The 19,837-nt window shown below is 51.0% G+C and carries 22 protein-coding genes, 1 pseudogene and 1 riboswitch; of the genes and pseudogenes, 2 read left to right on the top strand and 21 right to left on the bottom strand.

Annotation, left to right across the window (positions count from 1 at the left end; genetic code table 11):
- Window positions 1–296: 296 nt before the first annotated feature.
- The 16 genes from atpA to spoIIR all read right to left on the bottom strand — a co-directional run bounded on the left by atpA (window position 297) and on the right by spoIIR (window position 13,161).
- Window positions 297–1,811 carry a F0F1 ATP synthase subunit alpha gene (gene atpA, locus BMX45_RS12130; protein ID WP_090909894.1) on the bottom strand — a complete coding sequence of 505 codons (1,515 nt, stop codon included), beginning with the start codon at window positions 1,809–1,811 and terminating at the stop codon, window positions 297–299.
- 18 nt (window positions 1,812–1,829) lie between these two features.
- Window positions 1,830–2,375 carry a F0F1 ATP synthase subunit delta gene (locus BMX45_RS12125; RefSeq protein WP_015737747.1) on the bottom strand — a complete coding sequence of 182 codons (546 nt, stop codon included), beginning with the start codon at window positions 2,373–2,375 and terminating at the stop codon, window positions 1,830–1,832.
- A complete protein-coding gene (atpF, locus tag BMX45_RS12120; RefSeq protein WP_090909893.1) occupies window positions 2,372–2,860 on the bottom strand; it encodes a F0F1 ATP synthase subunit B in 489 nt (162 codons plus the stop codon). Before atpF ends, BMX45_RS12125 begins: the two co-directional genes overlap by 4 nt.
- A gap of 94 nt (window positions 2,861–2,954) precedes the next feature.
- Window positions 2,955–3,167, bottom strand: coding sequence for a F0F1 ATP synthase subunit C (gene atpE / locus BMX45_RS12115; RefSeq protein WP_007128780.1), 213 nt, complete (start codon window positions 3,165–3,167; stop codon window positions 2,955–2,957).
- A gap of 106 nt (window positions 3,168–3,273) precedes the next feature.
- Complete coding sequence (gene atpB, locus BMX45_RS12110; RefSeq protein ID WP_009590537.1) at window positions 3,274–4,035, bottom strand: F0F1 ATP synthase subunit A; 762 nt, start codon at window positions 4,033–4,035, stop codon at window positions 3,274–3,276.
- A gap of 35 nt (window positions 4,036–4,070) precedes the next feature.
- Window positions 4,071–4,448 carry an ATP synthase subunit I gene (locus BMX45_RS12105; protein WP_090909892.1) on the bottom strand — a complete coding sequence of 126 codons (378 nt, stop codon included), beginning with the start codon at window positions 4,446–4,448 and terminating at the stop codon, window positions 4,071–4,073.
- Window positions 4,445–4,675 (bottom strand): AtpZ/AtpI family protein, encoded by a 231-nt coding sequence (locus BMX45_RS12100; RefSeq protein ID WP_009590543.1) that lies wholly within the window; start codon window positions 4,673–4,675, stop codon window positions 4,445–4,447. Before BMX45_RS12100 ends, BMX45_RS12105 begins: the two co-directional genes overlap by 4 nt.
- A gap of 175 nt (window positions 4,676–4,850) precedes the next feature.
- The gene (gene wecB, locus BMX45_RS12095) at window positions 4,851–6,008 is read right to left on the bottom strand and encodes a non-hydrolyzing UDP-N-acetylglucosamine 2-epimerase (protein ID WP_090909891.1); all 1,158 of its coding nucleotides are present in this window, start codon (window positions 6,006–6,008) and stop codon (window positions 4,851–4,853) included.
- Between the two features lie 66 nt (window positions 6,009–6,074).
- Window positions 6,075–6,704, bottom strand: coding sequence for a uracil phosphoribosyltransferase (gene upp, locus BMX45_RS12090; protein ID WP_009590550.1), 630 nt, complete (start codon window positions 6,702–6,704; stop codon window positions 6,075–6,077).
- Between the two features lie 335 nt (window positions 6,705–7,039).
- The gene (gene glyA / locus BMX45_RS12085) at window positions 7,040–8,290 is read right to left on the bottom strand and encodes a serine hydroxymethyltransferase (RefSeq protein WP_090909890.1); all 1,251 of its coding nucleotides are present in this window, start codon (window positions 8,288–8,290) and stop codon (window positions 7,040–7,042) included.
- A gap of 90 nt (window positions 8,291–8,380) precedes the next feature.
- Window positions 8,381–8,965, bottom strand: coding sequence for a TIGR01440 family protein (locus BMX45_RS12080; RefSeq protein ID WP_090909889.1), 585 nt, complete (start codon window positions 8,963–8,965; stop codon window positions 8,381–8,383).
- Window positions 8,966–9,044: 79 nt separating this feature from the next.
- Window positions 9,045–9,509, bottom strand: a complete 465-nt coding sequence (rpiB, locus tag BMX45_RS12075) for a ribose 5-phosphate isomerase B (protein WP_009590548.1) — start codon at window positions 9,507–9,509, stop codon at window positions 9,045–9,047.
- Window positions 9,510–9,623: 114 nt separating this feature from the next.
- A riboswitch (ZMP/ZTP riboswitch) is annotated at window positions 9,624–9,705 on the bottom strand.
- Between the two features lie 106 nt (window positions 9,706–9,811).
- Complete coding sequence (locus BMX45_RS12070) at window positions 9,812–10,399, bottom strand: low molecular weight protein arginine phosphatase (RefSeq protein ID WP_009590545.1); 588 nt, start codon at window positions 10,397–10,399, stop codon at window positions 9,812–9,814.
- A 56-nt stretch (window positions 10,400–10,455) separates the two neighbouring features.
- Window positions 10,456–11,019, bottom strand: a complete 564-nt coding sequence (locus BMX45_RS12065) for a manganese efflux pump MntP (RefSeq protein WP_015737752.1) — start codon at window positions 11,017–11,019, stop codon at window positions 10,456–10,458.
- A gap of 69 nt (window positions 11,020–11,088) precedes the next feature.
- A complete protein-coding gene (locus BMX45_RS12060) occupies window positions 11,089–12,267 on the bottom strand; it encodes an L-threonylcarbamoyladenylate synthase (protein ID WP_254778041.1) in 1,179 nt (392 codons plus the stop codon).
- A gap of 198 nt (window positions 12,268–12,465) precedes the next feature.
- Window positions 12,466–13,161, bottom strand: a complete 696-nt coding sequence (gene spoIIR / locus BMX45_RS12050; protein WP_090909887.1) for a stage II sporulation protein R — start codon at window positions 13,159–13,161, stop codon at window positions 12,466–12,468.
- Window positions 13,162–13,440: 279 nt separating this feature from the next.
- Here spoIIR and BMX45_RS12045 point away from each other — a divergent pair, with 279 nt between their 5' ends.
- Complete coding sequence (locus BMX45_RS12045) at window positions 13,441–13,968, top strand: hypothetical protein (RefSeq protein ID WP_090909886.1); 528 nt, start codon at window positions 13,441–13,443, stop codon at window positions 13,966–13,968.
- Window positions 13,969–14,208: 240 nt separating this feature from the next.
- A pseudogene (locus BMX45_RS12040) lies at window positions 14,209–14,408 on the top strand (transposase); the annotation flags it as partial.
- Between the two features lie 172 nt (window positions 14,409–14,580).
- Here BMX45_RS12040 and BMX45_RS12035 read toward each other — a convergent pair.
- From BMX45_RS12035 to prfA, 5 genes are all read right to left on the bottom strand, one after another.
- On the bottom strand, window positions 14,581–14,748 hold the full coding sequence (locus BMX45_RS12035; RefSeq protein WP_175495087.1) for a recombinase family protein: 168 nt from the start codon (window positions 14,746–14,748) through the stop codon (window positions 14,581–14,583).
- A 323-nt stretch (window positions 14,749–15,071) separates the two neighbouring features.
- A complete protein-coding gene (locus tag BMX45_RS12030) occupies window positions 15,072–16,259 on the bottom strand; it encodes an FtsW/RodA/SpoVE family cell cycle protein (RefSeq protein WP_090909884.1) in 1,188 nt (395 codons plus the stop codon).
- Between the two features lie 286 nt (window positions 16,260–16,545).
- The gene (locus tag BMX45_RS12025) at window positions 16,546–17,727 is read right to left on the bottom strand and encodes an FtsW/RodA/SpoVE family cell cycle protein (RefSeq protein ID WP_090909996.1); all 1,182 of its coding nucleotides are present in this window, start codon (window positions 17,725–17,727) and stop codon (window positions 16,546–16,548) included.
- Window positions 17,728–17,869: 142 nt separating this feature from the next.
- Window positions 17,870–18,760, bottom strand: coding sequence for a peptide chain release factor N(5)-glutamine methyltransferase (prmC, locus tag BMX45_RS12020; protein WP_090909883.1), 891 nt, complete (start codon window positions 18,758–18,760; stop codon window positions 17,870–17,872).
- A 4-nt stretch (window positions 18,761–18,764) separates the two neighbouring features.
- On the bottom strand, window positions 18,765–19,832 hold the full coding sequence (gene prfA / locus BMX45_RS12015) for a peptide chain release factor 1 (RefSeq protein ID WP_090909882.1): 1,068 nt from the start codon (window positions 19,830–19,832) through the stop codon (window positions 18,765–18,767).
- Between the last annotated feature and the right edge of the window lie 5 nt (window positions 19,833–19,837).

Raw genomic sequence — 19,837 nt, 5'->3', positions numbered from 1 at the left:
ACCTTAAAACTTTGGCGGAGCCAAAGTTACTTCGTAAGCATCAGCCTAGCTTTGGCGAAGCCAAAGCTAACTTCGTGAGCAATCACCTAACTTTGGCGGAGCCAAAGTTACTTCGTAAGCAATTCGCGCTTTGGCTGGGGCCAAAATTACTTCGTACGGGTAGATTAAGCTTTGGCTAGGACCAAAGCCACATCTGTTGTAAAAACCACTTTGGTCACAGCCAAAGCTACATTCCATATGATGAAAGAGGATGCCGGGCTTACCCCGGCTCCCCTCCTATTACTTGCCTGAGGAGCTTAGACCGAAGCGGCAAAGCCCTTCTTAAATTGATCGATTGCCGCTTTCAACGCGTTTTCGTTGTCGGACGTCAAATCCTTCGTATCCGTAATGGATTGAAGAATTTCCGGTTTATTGCTTCCAATAAACGCGAGGAACTCGCTCTCGAAACGACGCACGTCAGCAACCTCGATATCATCGATATATCCTTTAACGGCTGCGTACAAGCTAACCACCTGTTGTTCAACGGACAACGGCTGGTTTACGCCCTGTTTCAGGATTTCCATCAATCTTGCACCACGGTTCAAACGAGCCAAGGTTGATTTGTCCAGATCGGATCCGAACTGGGAGAACGCCTGGAGCTCACGGTATTGCGCAAGATCCAGCTTCATGCCGCCCGCAACCTTTTTCATCGCCTTGATCTGCGCGGAACCACCGACACGGGATACCGAAATACCGACGTTAATCGCTGGGCGTTGTCCGGAGTAGAACAGCTCGGACTCCAGGAAGATCTGTCCATCCGTAATCGAAATTACGTTGGTTGGAATGTAAGCAGATACGTCAGAAGCCTGCGTTTCAATAAATGGCAGTGCGGTTAATGAACCACCACCAAGCTCATCGTTGAGCTTCGCTGCACGCTCCAGCAAACGGGAATGCAGGTAGAAAACGTCACCCGGATAAGCTTCCCGACCCGGAGGACGACGGAGGAGCAAGGACAATTCACGGTATGCTGCCGCTTGCTTCGACAAGTCATCATAGATGATGAGTGCATGCTCGCCTTTGTACATGAAGTACTCGCCCATTGCGCAGCCTGCGTATGGAGCGATGTACTGCAGCGGAGCCGGCTCGGAAGCCGAAGCCGTAACAACGATCGTGTACTCCAGTGCGCCATGACGGCGAAGAGTTTCAACAACCTGTGCTACAGTGGACTGCTTTTGCCCGATGGCTACATAAATACATTTAACGCCGCTGCCTTTTTGGTTCAGGATTGTATCGATGGCAACGGTGGTTTTACCTGTTTGGCGGTCACCGATGATCAGCTCGCGTTGACCTCGGCCGATAGGTACCATCGCGTCGATCGCTTTAATACCGGTTTGCATCGGCTCATGAACGGATTTACGGTCGATAACCCCTGGTGCACTGCTCTCAACCGGACGGAATGCACTCGCTTCGATCGGGCCTTTGCCGTCAAGCGGCTGACCCAGCGGATTCACGACGCGTCCAAGCAGAGCTTCGCCTACAGGAACCTCCATGATACGTCCTGTACGCTTTACCTGATCGCCTTCCTTGATTTCGGAGTAAGGTCCCAGGATAACGACACCGACATTGCTCTCCTCAAGGTTCAGCGCCAGACCGAACACGCCGTTTTGGAACTCCAAAAGTTCCCCGGACATCGCGTTCTCCAGGCCGTACACGCGAGCAATACCGTCACTTACTTGAATTACCGTACCTACTTCAGAGACAGTGATATCGGATTTATATTCTTCAATTTGACTTTTGATTAAAGTACTGATTTCTTCAGGTCTGATACTCAACGTTTTCACCCCTATCTACTATGCTCGTCTATTAAAAGACTTTTCGAGACGTTCCAGCTTCCCGGCAATGCTTCCGTCATACAGCTTGTCGCCAATGACAACTTTCAGGCCGCCGAGCAAACTTTCGTCCACAACATTGGTCACACGGATCTTCTGATGTGCTAACTGTCCGAATTCCGAAGCAACCTGTTCTTTTTCCTGATCGCTAAGCGGGTAGGTGGAGTACACAGTGGCGTCTGCCAATCCCAAGCTCGCACCTTGTATCTTCACATAACTGTTCAGCAGTTCTGCGAACATTTCTGCACGCCCTCTGTCGAGAAGCAATTCGATCGTGTTCAATACAGGCTGCGATACCTTCCCTGCCAACGCCTGGCTGATTACGTTCATCTTCACGGACTGGGGAACATTCGGCGTGGCGATGAATTTCTGGATGTCGGCATCGCCTTCAATGGCGTGCACGACAGCCCGCAATTCCTCTTCCACTTCCAGACCCTTCTGCTGCTGAGCCGCCACTTCGAACAGCGCCCGCGCATACCGCTTGGCTGCTACCGTATTTTGGCTCATGGTCTGCCTCCTACCTCTTTAAGGTATTGATCCACCAGTTCTTCTTGAGCTTGGTCATTCTTGACTTCACGTTCGATCAGCTTGGTCGCGATCTTCACGGAAACGCTGCCGATTTCGCTGCGAAGCTCTTCGACGGCTTTCTTCTTCTCATTCTCGATATCACGAACAGCCTCGGATTTCAGGCGAATTGCCTCTTCCTTAGCTTGTTCCATAATTTGCTCTGCTTGTTTGTTGCTAGTTTGTCTGGAACGCTCGATGATTTCGTGAGCATCTTGACGCGCTTGATCCAGTGCCTTCTTCTGCTCTTCTACATATGCAGTCGCCTGCTGGCGGGTCTGTGCCGCTTCGTTCATCTGGCTCATGACCAGCTCACGACGCTGCTCCATGATGCCGAACAATTTGCTGAACGCAAACTTTTGAAGCAAGAGGTAAAGAATAACAAACGCAATAATAGTGATTACCATATTTTCCCAAAGAATTGCCATTGAGGTCACTCCTTTCATCAACACGAAGTGCGGTGCCTAACAAAACGAAGGCGCGGATGGCATCGGCCCTCCCCGCCAAACCGTTGTATTGTTATTAAGAGAACATGATCAAGAACGCGATTACAGTAGCCGCCAAAGGAATAACCTCTACGATACCAACACCGATAAACATCGTTGTTTGCAATTGACCACGTGCTTCTGGTTGACGAGCGATAGACTCAACTGTTCTGCTTACGATCATACCGTTACCCAAACCTGCGCCAAGGGCGCCAAGACCTACTGCAATAGCTGCTGCCAAAAATTCCATTGTTAAATATCCTCCTTAAAATTGTTTCAAAATTGAAATTTGGTGAAACTATAGAAAATATCTCTTTCGAAAAACACCGCTGTAACGGCGGATTCGTCCGAGTTGATCAATGCTCTTCGTGAATCGTAGTTTGCGAGATGTATACCATTGTCAAAATCGTAAAGATAAACGCCTGCAATGCACCAATGAAGATACTGAAACCTTGCCATGCGGCCATGAACGGAATGCCCCAGAAGCCGGTTTTCAGAATCACCGTGATCAGTACCTCGCCGGCAAAAATGTTGGCGTAAAGCCGGATTGCCAGAGCGATAGGTTTTGCCAGGTTCTCAATGATATTGAGCGGCAGAAAGATCGGGAACGGTTCGATGTAATGCTTCAGGTAATGCTTGCGATTCAGCTTCAGACCCAGGTAGTTCATGAGCACGAATACAACGATCGCAAGACCGGCCGTAACGGAAATGTCCGCTGTTGGCGACTTCCACCACAATACGTGAGCATAGTGGCCATGTTCAAGTCCGAGTGTAGCCAGGATTGGCTGACCAAAGACTGTGAAGTTCTCCGGCAAGTCGGTGATAATTGAGAACGGCAAGCCCAGCAAGTTGGCTACAAAGATGAACAGGATCAGAGTAAGCCCCAACGATATGTAAGCTTTCCCTTTCTTCAGATCCATCGCACTCGCTACGACGCCTTGCACAAATTCCACTACCCATTCCATGAAGTTTTGCAGTTTGGAAGGGTTTTCGACAGATAGATTACGTACCGCCAGCCGGCATAATACGAACACCACCACACAGGTGACAAGAAGCATTATGACCGCTGAAAGGTCAATATTCAATCCGCCAAGTTTGATAATCGGTGAATCATGCATATAATTGTTTTCACCCCTTTCCAAGTTAGCGCTGATCAATGATTGTTTCTCAAACTGAACACAATGCTGACAGGAATGGTCAACAATTGGGGTATGAACAGACCGGCGATAGCACCGCCGAGGGATACCTGTTCGAGTTTTACGGCGAAGATCACAATCAGAAGCCCGATGCACAATCTCGTAATGAAGCCGAAGTTGTACTTTTTCGGTTTCGGATCGACAGCCAATTGCGCCAGCTGCTGCACTTTCATGGAGAGGAAGCGTACATTAAACAAGCCCGCCGCCATGCCCATGATCAACCCCATAATTATCGGGCGGAATACCGGATAGAGAGCCCATCCGAGAAACAAGGCAGACAATAAGAGTAACGATACTCTAAATACAGCGTTCACAATGGAAGTCAAATCATTCACGCCTGCGCCCCCAAAAACTTTTTAATGAGAAGAGCGATATTCAAAATCCCTACAAAGAGCCCCGAAAGCGTACCAATGGCAAGCCACACTCTGGGCCCGTCCAACTGATTCATGAGCCATCGCCCGGTAAAAAAACCGATGAGAATGTAAGCGGCAAGCAAACCGCCTGCCCCGCTAATGTATAGCGCTATCAACCAAGGGTTATCTTGACTTTTCGGATTTTTCATATGAACCTCTAATCCCAACTCATTTTACTGAATATAACAAGAGTTTGTCAATGAATCGATTTGATGGATTTCCCGTGTAAAATCGGCGTTTTGAGCAGTCTAAATTGCGCAAAACGCCGCGGTAACCGTACAGTTCAACTGTATGCTGTCCCCTTGCCAATCAGAATACGGTAAACTATGCCTTTGTGAACATTCTGTGAAATTCCTCGGGACGTTCTTTTCGAATGCCAAAATGGTGCAAAATCGCATTGACAATTCGCTGGGAAGCTTGTCCATCCCCGTAAGGATTAGCGGCTTTGCTCATCTTGTCATAGAGCTCCTGATCGGTCAGCAGAACCTTAATGCGTTCGTACACATTCTCTTCCTGGGTGCCTACCAGCTCCAGGGTGCCGGCTTCAATGCCCTCCGGACGTTCCGTCGTGTCCCGAAGCACCAGCGTCGGTACGCCGAAGGACGGAGCCTCCTCTTGCATGCCGCCCGAATCCGTAATGATGAAATGCGTACGGGTGTAGATATTGTTCATGTCCACGACATCCAGCGGTTCAATCAGTTTGATGCGCGGATGGTTCCCCAAAATGCGGTGAGCCGGCTCCTTGACGGCAGGGCTCGGATGCACAGGGTAGACGATGGCGATATCCTCGAACTCGTCGGCAATGCGCTTCACCGCTTCAAAAATCTGACGGTGCGGCTCCCCTTGGGATTCGCGGCGGTGCGCCGTCATCAGGATCAGGCGCTTGCCCTGTGCCCAATCCAGAACCGGGTGGGTATATCCTTCCCGCACCGTATACTGGAACACGTCTGTAGCGGTGTTGCCCGTCACGTAAATGCGGGATTCCGGCTTGTTCTCCTTGCGGAGATTCTCGGCAGACCAGTCCGTCGGCGCAAAGTGCAGATCGGCCAGCACGCCGGTCAGCTGGCGGTTCATTTCTTCAGGATAAGGATTCAGCTTGTTCCATGTGCGAAGACCCGCCTCTACATGGCCAACCTGAATCTGCTGCAGGAAGGCTGCATAGCTGGCCAGGAACGTTGTCAGCGTGTCGCCGTGCACCAGCACGATATCCGGCTTAGCCTCGCGCAGGACAGGCTCAAGCCCCTCCAGAACGCGAACGGTGATCTCGTTCAGCGTCTGACGGTCCTTCATCACGTCCAAGTCGTAGTCCGGAACAATCTTGAACACGTCAAGCACCTGATCCAGCATTTGCCGATGCTGCGCAGTTACACAAACCACCGATTCGATATGCTCCGGATGGCGCTGAAGTTCCAGAATAAGCGGCGCCATCTTGATCGCTTCGGGGCGGACCCCAAATATCGTCATCACTTTCACTTTTGACATGTTTGAAATTACCCCTCTTTGCATGCTTGTTTTTCAATTCAAGTCGTCGAATGGCTGGCACGGCTCTTATTTCGTGCCGTACAGCCGATCTCCTGCATCACCCAGGCCCGGTACGATGTAGCCATGGTCGTTGAGCCCTTCATCCAGAGCAGCAACGTAAATATCCACGTCCGGATGAACGTCATGCACGGCCTTCACGCCTTCCGGTGCAGCCACGAGATTCATCATCTTGATCTGGGTGCAGCCGCGCTTCTTCAGCACGTCGATCGCAGCGATGGCCGATCCGCCCGTCGCCAGCATCGGATCGATGACGATCAATTCCCGCTCCGTCACGTCGGTTGGAAGCTTCGTATAATATTCCACGGGCTGAAGCGTTTCCGGGTCGCGGAACAATCCGACATGCCCTACCTTGGCAGCGGGAAGCAGCTTGACCACGCCGTCCAACATGCCGAGACCCGCGCGCAGGATCGGCACGAGGCCGAGCATCCGGCCGGAAATGACTTTCCCTTGGGTTTCGGCTACCGGCGTCTGAACAGATATCGATTCAAGAGGAACCTCCCGCGTAATTTCATAAGCCATCAAAGTCGCGACTTCGTCTACCAATTCGCGAAAGTCTTTTGTGTTAGTCCGCATATCGCGTATAAATGTAAGTTTGTGTTGAATCAACGGGTGATCACAAATCACCAATTTTCCCATGTCTGGTCCCTCCGGTTTGAATGCAAATGTTATTTCAATATGGGCGTAAATACTTGTGAGCTCCATAAATCCTGTCTATTATATCATTCCCTCTAGTCAATTGACACCTGCACGAGTCATGTTTATTTCCGTGAGTTTTGACCTTATAACCGGATCTTTGTCAGCCCTGCACCTAGGTTTTCCATTTTCGCCTATATTGATCCTTACCGCGAAGCGACCCGACTGGGAGCATGCGAGCATAGCAATCTGGCCAGAATGTGACAGCTCCTAAAAGAGGACCCCACCTTCAGGCGGGATCCTCTTATCATAGGCTTCTTATGCCGACGAAACTGTGATTAATATTTCATTTCAGGATATAGCGGATATTGATCCGTCAGCTCAGCCACCAAACGGCCCGCTTTTTCCAGCGTTGCCTCGTCTTTAGGCTGCTTCAAGGTCATGGCAATAATCTTCGCGATTTTCACCATCGCCTGCTCATCCATGCCGCGGGAAGTGACCGCCGGCGTACCGATACGGATACCGCTCGTGACGAACGGGCTCGTCGGATCGAACGGGATGGCGTTCTTGTTGACGGTAATTCCGATGGAATCCAGCACCTTCTCTGCGTCTTTGCCGGTGATGTCCAGATTGCGGGTATCGACCAGCATCAGATGGTTATCGGTTCCGCCGGAAACGATGTTCAGGCCTTCCTCGATCAGGGTGTCAGCCAGCACTTTTGCGTTCTTCACGACGTTCTCTGCGTACGTCTTGAAGGACGGATCCAATGCTTCGCCAAGCGCCACGGCCTTGGAAGCAATGACATGCATGAGCGGTCCGCCCTGGGAGCCCGGGAATACCGCTTTGTCGATCGCCTGTGCCCAAGCTTTCTTACACAGAATCATGCCGCCGCGAGGTCCGCGAAGGGTCTTGTGCGTCGTGGTGGTTACGAAATGGGCATGCGGAACCGGATTCGGGTGAAGACCCGCGGCAACGAGACCGGCAATATGAGCCATATCGACCATGAACAATGCGCCTACATCGTTCGCGATGGCAGCAAGCTTCTCGAAATCAATGATGCGAGGATATGCACTTGCACCCGCCACGATCAGACGAGGACGGTGTTTGAAAGCCGCTTTGCGCACTTCGTCGTAATCGATAAGGAACGTGTCTTCCTGCACGCCGTACGCAACGAAATTGTACAGAAGGCCGGACGCGTTAACCGGGCTTCCGTGAGTCAAGTGGCCGCCGTGGGCCAGGTTCATGCCCAGCACGGTATCTCCTGGCTTGAGCGCAGCCAAATACACCGCCATGTTCGCTTGGGCGCCGGAGTGCGGCTGAACGTTGGCATGCTCGGCACCGAACAATTCCTTTGCGCGGTCACGGGCGATATCCTCCACGATATCCACTCGCTCACAGCCGCCGTAATAACGCTTGCCAGGGTAGCCTTCCGCATATTTATTCGTCAGCACCGTCCCCATGGCTTCCATAACCGCTTCGCTGACGATGTTCTCGGAGGCAATCAGCTCAATGTTGCTGCGTTGACGCTTCAGTTCCAAATCCATCGCTTCCAATACAGCCGGGTCATTCTTCCGCAAATGTTCCATCATGTTCATATCCTCCCATAATCAATCGTTATTTTCTCTTGCCAAGTCAAGACTACAAGTTTACCTAATGACTAAAGCGGGCTCTCATTCGAATCAATCGCACAGCGTGGAATCATCCCGCTGCTCAAGCCGGTACACGGCGCGTTCTCCGCCGATCAGCTTCGGCCGGGTGTAAGCCGCCGTTACGCGCGCATCGCCGATATAACGCTCGCTCGGCCTGAACGGAACCGCCACTCTTCGCAAATGCATGCCGATCAGCGTCTCGCCGATATCGACACCCGCATGGGCCTCAATGGATTCCGCAAGGCAGGGCTCCTTCATACTCCGATACGCCGCCGAGGCCATGGAGCCTCCCGCCCCCGGAAACGGTACAGCCGCCACTTCCGTCAGGCGCAGCTCTTCAAGCAGTCCCCGCTCCATGACTAGCGCCCGGTTCAAATGCTCACAGCATTGATAGGCTACAGCGAAGCCGAATTCCGCTTGAACCTCGGCAATGCCCTGAAGAAGCTGCTGCGCCGTTTCAAGAGCGCCGCCTGTACCGATCCGGCGTCCGACCACTTCACTGGTGCTGGCTCCGATGACCAGCACCTTGCCCGGTCCTAAGGCTGCCGCTTCGGCCAGCTCGCGGACGATCCGCGCCGTCTGTTCGCTCAAGGAAACCTTGGAGATATCCGTCATGTCACAGTCCTCCCGATGAATTTTTTCACAGAAGATGCTTCATTCCATACGCAATAACCGCAGCAGCTTACGCGTTGACCTAACGCGATTCGCTCTTCAGGTAACGCTCCTCGATGGCCTTGATCTTGTTCACGCGGCCGACATGGCGTTCGCCCTGGCTGAAATCCGTTGTCAGCCATGCACTGACGATCTCGGCAGCAAGCCCGGGGCCGACGACGCGCTCGCCCAGCGCAATCACGTTGCTGTCATTATGCTCACGCGTGGCTTTGGCCGAAAATACATCATGCGTCAGCGCGCAGCGGATGCCCGGCACCTTGTTGGCGGCAATGCTCATGCCGATTCCCGTTCCGCAGATCAGGATGCCCCGATCCGCTTCACCCGAGACCACCTTCTCGCACACCGGAAGCGCGTAATCGGGATAATCCACGGAATCGGAACAGCCGCAGCCAAGATCCTCCACCTCGTGTCCAAGGCCCCGAATGACCTCCACGATCTCCTCTTTCAGACGAATGCCGGCATGATCGGTACCCAATGCAATTTTCATCTATGAAAAACCCCCTCGAATGTTCGCTTTTGCGTTTTAGCTTGTTTCATTATAACCCAAACTCCACGCAAAAGACGAAAAAAGAGCAGTCGGCGCACGTATTGTGCTCCAAATGCTCTTTGCCCAGGCGACCGGCCGTATATTCCGATGCTCCATCGTGGTTTCATCCACTTCGTCGCCAGTTACATCGGATCATGTTTTTCACCTTCATCTTAAAGCAATACCCTGCGAAAGGCAAGCGGCTTTTTTAGCCATATTGAGCCCGGATCCAGATTTACTCTTCGCTTCCGTGGAAGCCGATCCTATTTATGCTGATCCGCTTCCAGCTTGTCCAGCAGGCGGAAGAGCGCCGTCCGAATCTCCGCCGCCGTCGCCTCGTATTCCTCCCGCGAGCCGCCGAAAGGATCGGAGATATCGAAGCTCGGAATGCGCTGGCGCAGCTCGATCAGACGCTCCCGGTCGCGGTCGCTGACATCGCGGCCCAGCGATCTGGCCAGCTCAAGCGTCGCGTACAGGCTGTCCTGCTCCCGCAGATCATCCAGCACCCGCCGGTCATCCTCCACAAACTCCTTCAGCGTGTGCATCTTGTCGGCGGCATGCGGGAACTGCCGAATCGCATACTGCTTATGCGACTGGGTCAGCGTCAGAATCAGGTCTGCCCATTCCACCAGATTCGCCGTCAGCGGCTTAGATACCAAGCGATCTTGAATATCCTGATCCCGCAGTATCGATTCCGCATGACGGGATACCGGCATGCCGTCTACGGCCGAGACGCCGGCGGATTGCGTTTCTAGCGGAATGCCTCGCTGTTTGGCGAGCTTGCGCAGCATCCCTTCCGCCATTGGGCTGCGGCACGTATTCCCCGTGCAGACAAACAATATATTTTTCACGGTCCCGTACCTCCCCGTTGATAGGTTGTTTTGGGATTATTGTAACAAATATTGCGTCAAAAGATAAACATCACGCCAAAGATGATCAAAATCAGTCCGCCCAGCATTTCGCCGTACTCTCCCAGCTTGTTACTCACCTGACGGCCGAGCAGCAGGCCGAGAATGGACAGCAAACCGCCCACGACACCGAAGGAGATCACGATCAGCAGCACATCATCCACGAACATCCCGAGCGAAACGCCTACCGAGAAGGAGTCGATGCTGACGCTGAGCGAAAACAGCAGCATGCCCAAGAACGCGGTAGGATGAATTCGCTGACCTTCCCCGCCCCGCCAGGCATTGTACAGCATATGTCCACCCAGCAGGAGGAGCAGCCCGCCTGCCGCAAACCCTGTGACGTGCCCCAGCAGCATGCCTACATAGCGGCCGGCAAATAAGCCCGCCAGCGGCATAAGCATGTGAAACAATGCGATCATGAAGCTGATGCCCAGCATATGGCCTAAACGCATGCCGCCTCTCATTCCGACTCCGATGCCAAGCGAAAATGCGTCTAGCCCGAGTGCAACCGCCATCAGCAGAATCGCCGCAAGCTGTCCCGATTGGACAGACGCCTCCAACATCCCCATTCCCCCAAGTCCCATGGTCTTGTACACCATATGCGGACAAGGGGGAAATCATGCTAAAACCGTTCAATCAGCATCTTCATTGACGTGGATGATGTGATGTCCCGCGGCCTTCAGCAGCCGGTTCATGACGGCTGCGCCAAGCCCCTGTTCCGGGCACGCTTCGGCCAGGATGAAGGTCGCGCCTTCTTCATCGAAGCGGCGCAGGCCGGCGTACAGCCGGCGGGCCGCTTCCTCCGGCGCGGCCAGGCTGCCGAGCGAGACGGCAACGTCCGCGCGGTAGTGACCCATGTGCTCGTCGAACGACAGCACGCCGGTCACCTCCCCGCGCCGTGCCGCCGCCTCGAGCTCGGCCGCGATGCGTGCCGACACGGCGTCGGCACGCGGGCCCTGCACCACGCACATCGCACCCTTCGGTGCGTAGTGCGTGTACTTCATGCCCGGCGAGCGCGGCGCCGGGCTCTCCGCCTCCCCGGCGGCGCGCTGCAGCGCCGGGTCCTGTCTCACGCTTGCCGCCACCGCGGCAAGCTGCTCGGCCGTGACGCCGCCCGGGCGGAGCACCGTGACGGCCCCGTCTTCGCCGACCTGCACCACCGTCGACTCGACGCCCACCCCGGCCGGGCCGCCGTCGAGCACGCCGTCGATCGCCCCCGCCAGATCCTCCAGCACATGGCTGGCCAGCGTCGGGCTTGGCCGGCCGGAACGGTTGGCGCTCGGTGCGGCGAGCGGACAACCGGCGGCGCTGATCAGAGCCAGTGCCACACGGTGATCCGGCATCCGCACGGCAACCGTATCGAGTCCGGCCGTCACGCGAGGCGATACGGCGCCCGGTTTCACAGGCAGCACCAGCGACAGCGGTCCGGGCCAGAACGACGCCATCAGCGCCCGTTCCGTCTCGTTCACCTGCTGGACCAAGCCGTCAAGCTGAGCCAGCTCCGAGATATGCACGATTAATGGATTGTCCGATGGCCGACCTTTGGCGGCGAAGATGCGCTCGACCGCCTCTGTATTGCCCGCGTCAGCACCAAGTCCGTACACCGTTTCCGTCGGAAAAGCCACCGTACCGCCCTGTGCAAGCACCTGTCCTGCTTCGTGCAGCGCCTGCTTTGCTTCCTTCCCGGACCCGAGGTTCTCCTTGGAGAGGGAGCTTAAGACGTGCCACACGTTGGTTGATTTCGATGCAGCATTCCGGGAGCCTTGTTCCCGCTGCAGGTTGCGTTCCTTGTCATTCCCGTTCTGTTCCATACCTATCCCAAGCTTTCTGTATATGAAATATATAAACATCCAAACGCGTTTTGCCTATACTCCAAAAGAAAAAGCGCTTCTCGTTCTTCAGTCCCGTGCCGGTTCCCATGGAAACCGGTCGCGCCAAAGAGAAAGCACTCTTCTTCATCCAAATTTATTATACCCTGTCCGTATTGGAAATCAATACGCGGGATCATCCTAGAATAAGCTCGCCACCCAATTCCAGAGGCCCAGGAACATATCCCACAGGAAGAAGCGGACCTCCGGCTCGCTTTCGCTTGCCTTCTTCGGCGCTTCCTCCGGAGAAGCGTCGCCCGCATCGGCGGACACCGTTTGGATCCCCGTCTCGACAGGCTGGGCTGCCGCATCCCCGCTGCCGCCGTCGATGAAGCAAAGCGGCGGGAACAGGACGCACCACCAGTTTTGTCCTTGACCTTCCCCTAGCGTAATCCGCAGCGCATCGTAATCACCCGCCGGATACACCGTGCCCCCGTACAATTTGGTGGGGAACGGCACGACGCCGAGCTCAACTTGGTAGTTGTAGGTAATTCCTCTTTTTCTCAGCTCTTCACCCACCAGCTGGCGGATTTCGGGAAGATGCTGCCGGGTTAATGTCTTGGCGTCTTCCAGGCTTTGCGGGTTCTCCAGCTGCAGGACCCACAGCTGCATTTGCTCAACGACCGCGTCACGAATCTCTCTTTTGACGAGCTGATCGGACGGATTATCTGAATTCGCAAGAATGCGAAGCCGAATCGATTCTTGAGGGATCGGACCGCCGACAACGGAAGCATCGATCTGCTGTCCCTCCCAAGCCATGATGACCATAAACATGCAGGATAAGAGCACAATCATTTTTTTTACGATAATACGGAAGGTTTCGCTATAATTTTTCATCTCGGACAACCGCCTCTCTATGAACGAAACTCTATGATGCTATCAGTATGTCCGGTATTGAGAGATTCAAACGTAGAATACTTTATTTTTCATTTTTGAATCTCATATACTCAATAAATAATAGAATCAAAAACAATATATAGAATTAATTTAATAATGTATAAAATTTGACAACAGTAATATTAGTTGTTACTATTTATATATAAAGTAATTATATTCCAAATAAGGAGGATAGTTCTTTATAATTAAAATTCCTTATAAGGAAAGAGGTAGATTTGTATGAATACAAAAAAAATTATAGTTGCTACTATGATGGCTCTTTCAGTGACGTCCGTCTCTACTACTTTTGCCGCTGAAGTTGAGTTGGTTAACCACCAGAACACTCCTGTATCAACAGAAACTACTATAAGTCAATCTATTACTGATATTGTTCCTTACGGAACTAGCGCCCCAACTTCCCACTGGAATTTGGGCAACGGCCCTTATGATGCACAGTTCTCTTCTTTGTATAATATTTTATATACTAATTATTATTTTACTCCTAATTCAAATGGCGAATTGTTTATGAGAGGGCGCATTTGGGAAGAAACAGGTAATCCAAGTGGTAGCTACAAATATAAAATTATATGTTTTGACGCCTCGACTAAAAAAGCTGTTACTGAAACAAATGGAACGACCAACGGAAACGGTTCAGACGTAAATATCCGTTTCTATAACCTCGACAAATCTAAGAATTACTACTTTGGGTATCAAAATCTTGATGGTTCCTGGTCAACTCTCGGGGGTTATACGACGATCTCACGATAGCAAAAAAACGAGCAAAAAAACGTTTAACTATACTTACATTAACTAAAATAAACAAAGACCCGAAAACAGGCCTAACTAAACTGTTTTCGGGTCTTTGTTATTTATAATACATTGCTATTATAGCTTATATAACTTGCTGGTTGCGCTGAAAAATTTATAGCCATATTACCCGCCCATTTGAGAGCGTAAAATATCTTGTGTAAATAGTAAATAGAAAAAGGAAGACCTTTTCTTGTAGAATTGAGTTACCACAACGCCATTGCGCCAACGGAATCGGCCTAAGTATGGAAAGAACTTATGCAAGATGTTCGGGAACGTGTGGTACACAAGAAGTGCTTCTCTTTATTTCAGATGGGCTGAAGGGCATTGTAGACGCCATTGGAGAAGTTTATCCAATGGCCAAATACCAAACTTGTTGTGTTCATTTAGCACGTAACATTTTAGAACTGTTCCACTACCGCTAAGACTTCCATCTTTGAACCAAGGACATTCTCGTTTTTAGATGCTGGTCAGGCTGTAGAGGGATTTGGTCGGATCGGCGGACACTATAAGTAGAGGTATTATATTACTAGGTTCAGCGTATACTATTAGCAAAACCGTCAATAAAAACTGCTATAAACAGGTTATTTCCTTCAGGATGTGACTTGTTCGCTCAAAATTTTTGCAGCTCATTTTGTTAACAAATATGTAACGTTCCTCTACTCCAAGCTCCCGGAACTTCACGAGCTGCCGTTCCGGATTATGATCTTTCGCCGAGGCCAGAGCATAAGCAAGCTCCATCATCTTGCCCTCCTAGTAATTACCTTCTCAAAAAATAATGATTCATTTTGGATATCTTATTAAAGATGGGGTTTAGATACGTTTTTACAAGTTTTTATCCTATCTCAAAAAGCATGCTTAATGACACATTATTAATTTTATTTAATACGATTCGTTTTGCCTTCGGCTCCAATAGATTACAATCAGAGAGGGTGTCTCAAAGTTTACTTTTGGGACACCCTCATCTTTTCACATCAATGATGATTCGGTTCTTCGTAACGGCTTACAGCCATGCTTATTCGATCGACGCTTGGCTACGCCTCTGGAGCACTGCATGTAAACCGCTACGCCTGCTTAGCGGGTGCCGGACGATATGCATGCGGATCCGGCATATCTTCCTCCACTTCCTGTCCATGCAGCTTCACGCTCATGGCGACCCCAAGGCTCGCCATGCTGATCACAAGTGAGGTTCCCCCGTAACTGATAAAGGGCAGCGTAATCCCCGTCAGCGGCATCAAACCGATAAACATGCCGATATTCTCGAAGATCTGATATAAGAACATGGAGACGATCCCAATTATGAGAAACGGACCGGCACGTTCGCGAGACTCGAGAGAAATCAGTATCATGCGGTGAATTAGAATAAAATACAGCAGGAGTAATATAGAAGAACCAATAAATCCATATTCCTCCGCTATCTGCACGAAAATTGAATCCGAATAGGTGTACGGTACTCGGCCCGATTGCACCGATGACCCCTGCATATACCCCTCTCCACTCATCCCACCGGAAGCAATAGCCAATTTAGCATTATGTGTATGATAACCAGCACCAGCTTTATCAGACTGTTCAGGCATAAGCCACGGATCAATTCGATCCAGCCAGTGAGAACGGCTCCCTTCCCTCATGAATGCTGAAATTTCGTCATGATAATGAATGTATGCTTGTATTCCACCGAAGGCTGAACCAGATAGGAGTACCAAACCAATCAAGGAATGGGAAATTTTAACATTTCCAATCCAAAGCAATCCAAGCAGAATAATGACGTAACTGAGCGCATTTCCGAGGTCATTGATCCCCATAACGAGCACAAAAGGGATGAATGCAAGCAGACCGATCGGGATCACATCCCGTAAAAAAGACAGCTGCGATTTATTTCTACGAACCAATATATAGGTTAAAAAAATGATCAAGACTAGCTTGAACATTTCGGCGGGCTGCAAGCTCGTAAAACCGAGTTTAATCCATCCCTTTGATCCATTTATTTCAGCCCCAAAGAACATTACAAACACCAGTAATGCCAATCCTCCAAGATAAATATACAGAGCATACTTCGTAAGAATCCGGTAGTCCAGCAAGCTCATCCCAAAAAATGCTATAAACCCCACGATATAAAACAGAATCATATTAATATGATAGCCATCCCATTTCGTTCCCTGGGTCGCACTGTATAGTGACGTAATGCTGATACCCATCAATAAAACCAGTACGAAAACAATAACGTAATCCATCTTCTTAAATTTCTGAAGCATTCTTTATGGTCCCCCTGTGCCCGGAGCAGTTAGCTCCGGTTTGCCTATACTGACATATAACGATTATTCGAAAAGAAAGTTTGATGTTACTTATCGTTGATGCAGACGATATCCGTTAAATAGTATAAAGACAGCATTAAAATGGATTGTTTTAAAGAACATACTGCCGCCCTTAATGAACTATTCTAAAAGATCTCCGCCTTTACCGGCCTTCCTATAGATACCAATAAAAAATACAAAAGAGATGCTGCTGTCGATAGCATCTCTCTGATTCTTATAATCCGAATCAAGCCTGTTTGGGTGGTGCGGGACGGTACGTTTGAGGATTAGGCATATCCTCCTCCACTTCCTGTCCATGCAGCTTCACACTCATGGCAACCCCGAGGCAAGCCATATTAATGATGAGTGAGGTTCCGCCGTAACTGATGAAGGGCAGCGTGATCCCTGTCAAAGGCATCAATCCAATAAACATGCCGATATTCTCAAATAGCTGATACAAAAACATGGAGATAATGCCAACGATTAAGAACGGCCCTGCCCTATCTTTACATTCAAGAGCGATTAGAATCATTCTGTGAATTAGAACAAAATATAGCAAAAGTAGTATAGAAGAGCCAATAAAACCGTACTCCTCCGCGATCTGGGCAAAGATAGAGTCTGAATAGGCGTAAGGTACAAACCCCTTCTGGACATAACCACCTTCCATAAAGCCCATTCCCTTCATCCCGCCAGAGGCTATCGCAAGCTTCGCATTACGTGTATGATAACTAGAATCGGAAGGTGCACTATCAGGAAGAAGCCATGAATCAATTCGTCCTATCCAGTGGGGCTTCAATAACTTCGCTTCAATAATTTCATCGTGAAAATGGATATACGCTTGTGTACTACCGAAAATTATACCACCCATAAGAGTCAAACCGACCAGAGCATGAGTGTATTTAATGTTACCAATCCAAAGAAGACCAACCAAAATCACAAAATAACTGAGAGCATTACCGAGATCATTCTGAAGCATAACAAGCGCAAACGGTAAAAACGCAAGCATCCCAACCGGGACAACATCCTTCCAAAAGGAAAGAAGAGGTTTATTTTTCTTGCGATAAAGTACACAGGACAGAAAAATAATGAGAACCAACTTAAATAACTCCGCAGGCTGAATGCTTAATGAACCAATATAAATCCATCCCTGAGCACCGTTAATATCTTTCCCAATAAATATTACCAGTATGAGGGTCACCAGTCCGCCTAGATAAATATACCATGCATATTTAATAAGAAGACGATAGTCTAATAAACTTATCCCTATGAAAGCAACGAAACCTACGATATAGTATCTAATCATCATAAAATGTGAACCATCTAGCTTGGTCTCTTTTGTCACACTGTAGATAGATGTAATGCTGATTATCATCAACATTAACATAACAAATACAATCAAATAGTCCACTTTTCTCAATTTTCTCAAAATATCAACTAACATACTCTTCCCCCTGTATAGGGAGCCATCTTCCCTATTGGCCTGTTCCCAGGTAATATAACGATCGAAACGGAACAAAAGTTTATTTCACTCCGCCATCCTCTATTTTAAAAGAAATCGGACCCGAATACAATTAACGGAAAATTCCCAGAACATGCCGGTCAATCCCCGCCAAATCGGGTACCGTGACGATTTCCTCCCAGTGTCCTGCCTTCCGCAGCAGCTCTGCTACCTCCCCGGCCTGGCCCATGCCCAGCTCAAAAGCGATTAGGCGCGGCGGCGCCGACAGCAAGGGCAGCTGCGCCATCATGATCCGGTACGGATTCAATCCGTCCGGCCCGCCATCCAGAGCCGTACGCGGTTCATAGTCCCGGACTTCCGGCTGAAGTTCTTCGATATCCTCCGCCGGAATGTACGGCGGATTGGAGACGAGGATGTCCGGCCCCGTGCCGGCAAACGGCTCCAGCAGGTTCCCCTGCCGGAACTCAACCTGGGCGCCCAGCTTCTTCGCATTCCGCGCGGCAACTTCTAGCGCATCGGGCGAAATATCACTCGCAAACACATCCCATCCCTTTGACTGCAAAGCCAACGTAATGGCAATCGCCCCGCTTCCTGTGCCGATGTCGACGACCTTCAGTCCTCCATCCGGTCGCGGGGTGAGCTCCCGTCCATACGTCAGCACCGCTTCCACGAGCAGCTCCGTTTCCGGGCGCGGAATGAGCACCGCCGGCGTAACTTCAAACGGCCGGCCGTAAAACTCCTGCTCGCCGATAATATACTGCGCAGGAACGCCTTGCGCTTTGCGATTGATCGCTTCTTCCAGGGCGCGGCGACGGTCCGCCGGAAACAGCTCCGCGAGCGCCATATAATATGAGGTTCCCGACAATCCCAGCACATGCTCCAGCAGCAGCTGCGCATTCCGCTGCGGCTCCATCACCCGCATGCCGTCTAAAAAAGAAGAAGCCTCCACAAAGGCTTCTCTTACGCTGCGCTGCGGCGTCAATTCAAATATCGTCCGCTTCAAAGCGTTATACTCCTTTTTCCATCATTTCCGCCTGCTCCGCCAGGGTCAGCGCCGAAACGATCTCTTCAATCTCCCCGTTCATCACTTGATCCAGCTTATGAACGGTAAGTCCGATCCGATGGTCGGTCACACGGCTTTGCGGGAAGTTGTAAGTCCGGATCCGCTCGCTGCGGTCACCGGTGCCGACTTTGCTCTTGCGCTCCCCGGCGTACTTCGCCTCTTCCTCTTGGCGCATCATATCGAAGATACGGGCCCGAAGCACCTGCAGCGCCTTCTCCTTGTTGGAGTTCTGCGATTTGCCGTCTTGGCATGTAGCCACGATGCCGGTCGGAATATGCGTTACGCGCACCGCCGACTTGGTAGTGTTAACGGACTGGCCGCCTGCGCCGCTGGAGCAGAAGGTATCTACGCGAATGTCCTTGTCATGGATTTCGATATCCACTTCTTCCGCCTCCGGCATGACCGCCACGGTGGAGGTGGAGGTATGGATACGACCGCCGGACTCCGTGGTCGGAATACGCTGCACGCGGTGCGCCCCGCTCTCGAATTTCATTTTGCTGTAAGCGCCGCGGCCGTTGATCATGAAGATCACTTCCTTAAACCCGCCCAGATCGTTGGTGTTGACGTCCATCAGTTCAACCTTCCAACCCTGGGTATCGGCATAACGGGTATACATCCGGTACAGATCGGAAGCGAACAGTGCCGCCTCGTCGCCACCGGCTGCGCCGCGAATCTCGATAATGACGTTTTTATCGTCGTTCGGGTCCTTCGGCAGCAGCAGAATCCGAATTCTCTCCGCCAGCTCTTGCTCGCGCTGGGTGAGCTCCTCGATCTCCATTTTCACCATTTCGCGCATGTCGTCATCCATCTTTTCGCCCTGCATGGTTTTGGCAGCTTCGAGTTCTTCAATGACGTTCTTATATTCAACATAAGCCTCATAAGCAGGCTGTAAATCGGATTGTTCTTTGGAATAATCCCTGAGCTTCTTGGAGTCATTAGCGACATCGGGATCGCACAACAGCTCGCTTAACTTCTCATAACGGTCTGCAAGGGATTGTAATCGGTCCAACAAAGGAA

Source organism: Paenibacillus sp. cl141a, from assembly GCF_900109305.1.
Taxonomy (GTDB): domain Bacteria; phylum Bacillota; class Bacilli; order Paenibacillales; family Paenibacillaceae; genus Paenibacillus_AQ; species Paenibacillus_AQ lautus_A.
The sequence above is the reverse complement of the archived record's forward strand: the minus strand, read 5'-3'. Positions and strand labels throughout refer to the sequence as shown.

Coding starts and splice junctions, on each gene's coding strand:
- wecB (WP_090909891.1), bottom strand. CDS start 6,008: ATGTCAAAAGTGAAAGTGATGACGATATTTGGGGTCCGCCCCGAAGCG.
- spoIIR (WP_090909887.1), bottom strand. CDS start 13,161: ATGAAAAATTATAGCGAAACCTTCCGTATTATCGTAAAAAAAATGATT.
- BMX45_RS12035 (WP_175495087.1), bottom strand. CDS start 14,748: ATGGAGCTTGCTTATGCTCTGGCCTCGGCGAAAGATCATAATCCGGAA.
- BMX45_RS12065 (WP_015737752.1), bottom strand. CDS start 11,019: ATGTTGGAGGCGTCTGTCCAATCGGGACAGCTTGCGGCGATTCTGCTG.
- rpiB (WP_009590548.1), bottom strand. CDS start 9,509: ATGAAAATTGCATTGGGTACCGATCATGCCGGCATTCGTCTGAAAGAG.
- atpE (WP_007128780.1), bottom strand. CDS start 3,167: ATGGAATTTTTGGCAGCAGCTATTGCAGTAGGTCTTGGCGCCCTTGGC.
- upp (WP_009590550.1), bottom strand. CDS start 6,704: ATGGGAAAATTGGTGATTTGTGATCACCCGTTGATTCAACACAAACTT.
- BMX45_RS12125 (WP_015737747.1), bottom strand. CDS start 2,375: ATGAGCCAAAATACGGTAGCAGCCAAGCGGTATGCGCGGGCGCTGTTC.
- BMX45_RS12060 (WP_254778041.1), bottom strand. CDS start 12,267: ATGGAACAGAACGGGAATGACAAGGAACGCAACCTGCAGCGGGAACAA.
- BMX45_RS12030 (WP_090909884.1), bottom strand. CDS start 16,259: ATGCTTCAGAAATTTAAGAAGATGGATTACGTTATTGTTTTCGTACTG.
- BMX45_RS12100 (WP_009590543.1), bottom strand. CDS start 4,675: ATGAAAAATCCGAAAAGTCAAGATAACCCTTGGTTGATAGCGCTATAC.
- BMX45_RS12045 (WP_090909886.1), top strand. CDS start 13,441: ATGAATACAAAAAAAATTATAGTTGCTACTATGATGGCTCTTTCAGTG.
- atpF (WP_090909893.1), bottom strand. CDS start 2,860: ATGGCAATTCTTTGGGAAAATATGGTAATCACTATTATTGCGTTTGTT.
- atpB (WP_009590537.1), bottom strand. CDS start 4,035: ATGCATGATTCACCGATTATCAAACTTGGCGGATTGAATATTGACCTT.
- BMX45_RS12080 (WP_090909889.1), bottom strand. CDS start 8,965: ATGACGGATATCTCCAAGGTTTCCTTGAGCGAACAGACGGCGCGGATC.
- glyA (WP_090909890.1), bottom strand. CDS start 8,290: ATGATGGAACATTTGCGGAAGAATGACCCGGCTGTATTGGAAGCGATG.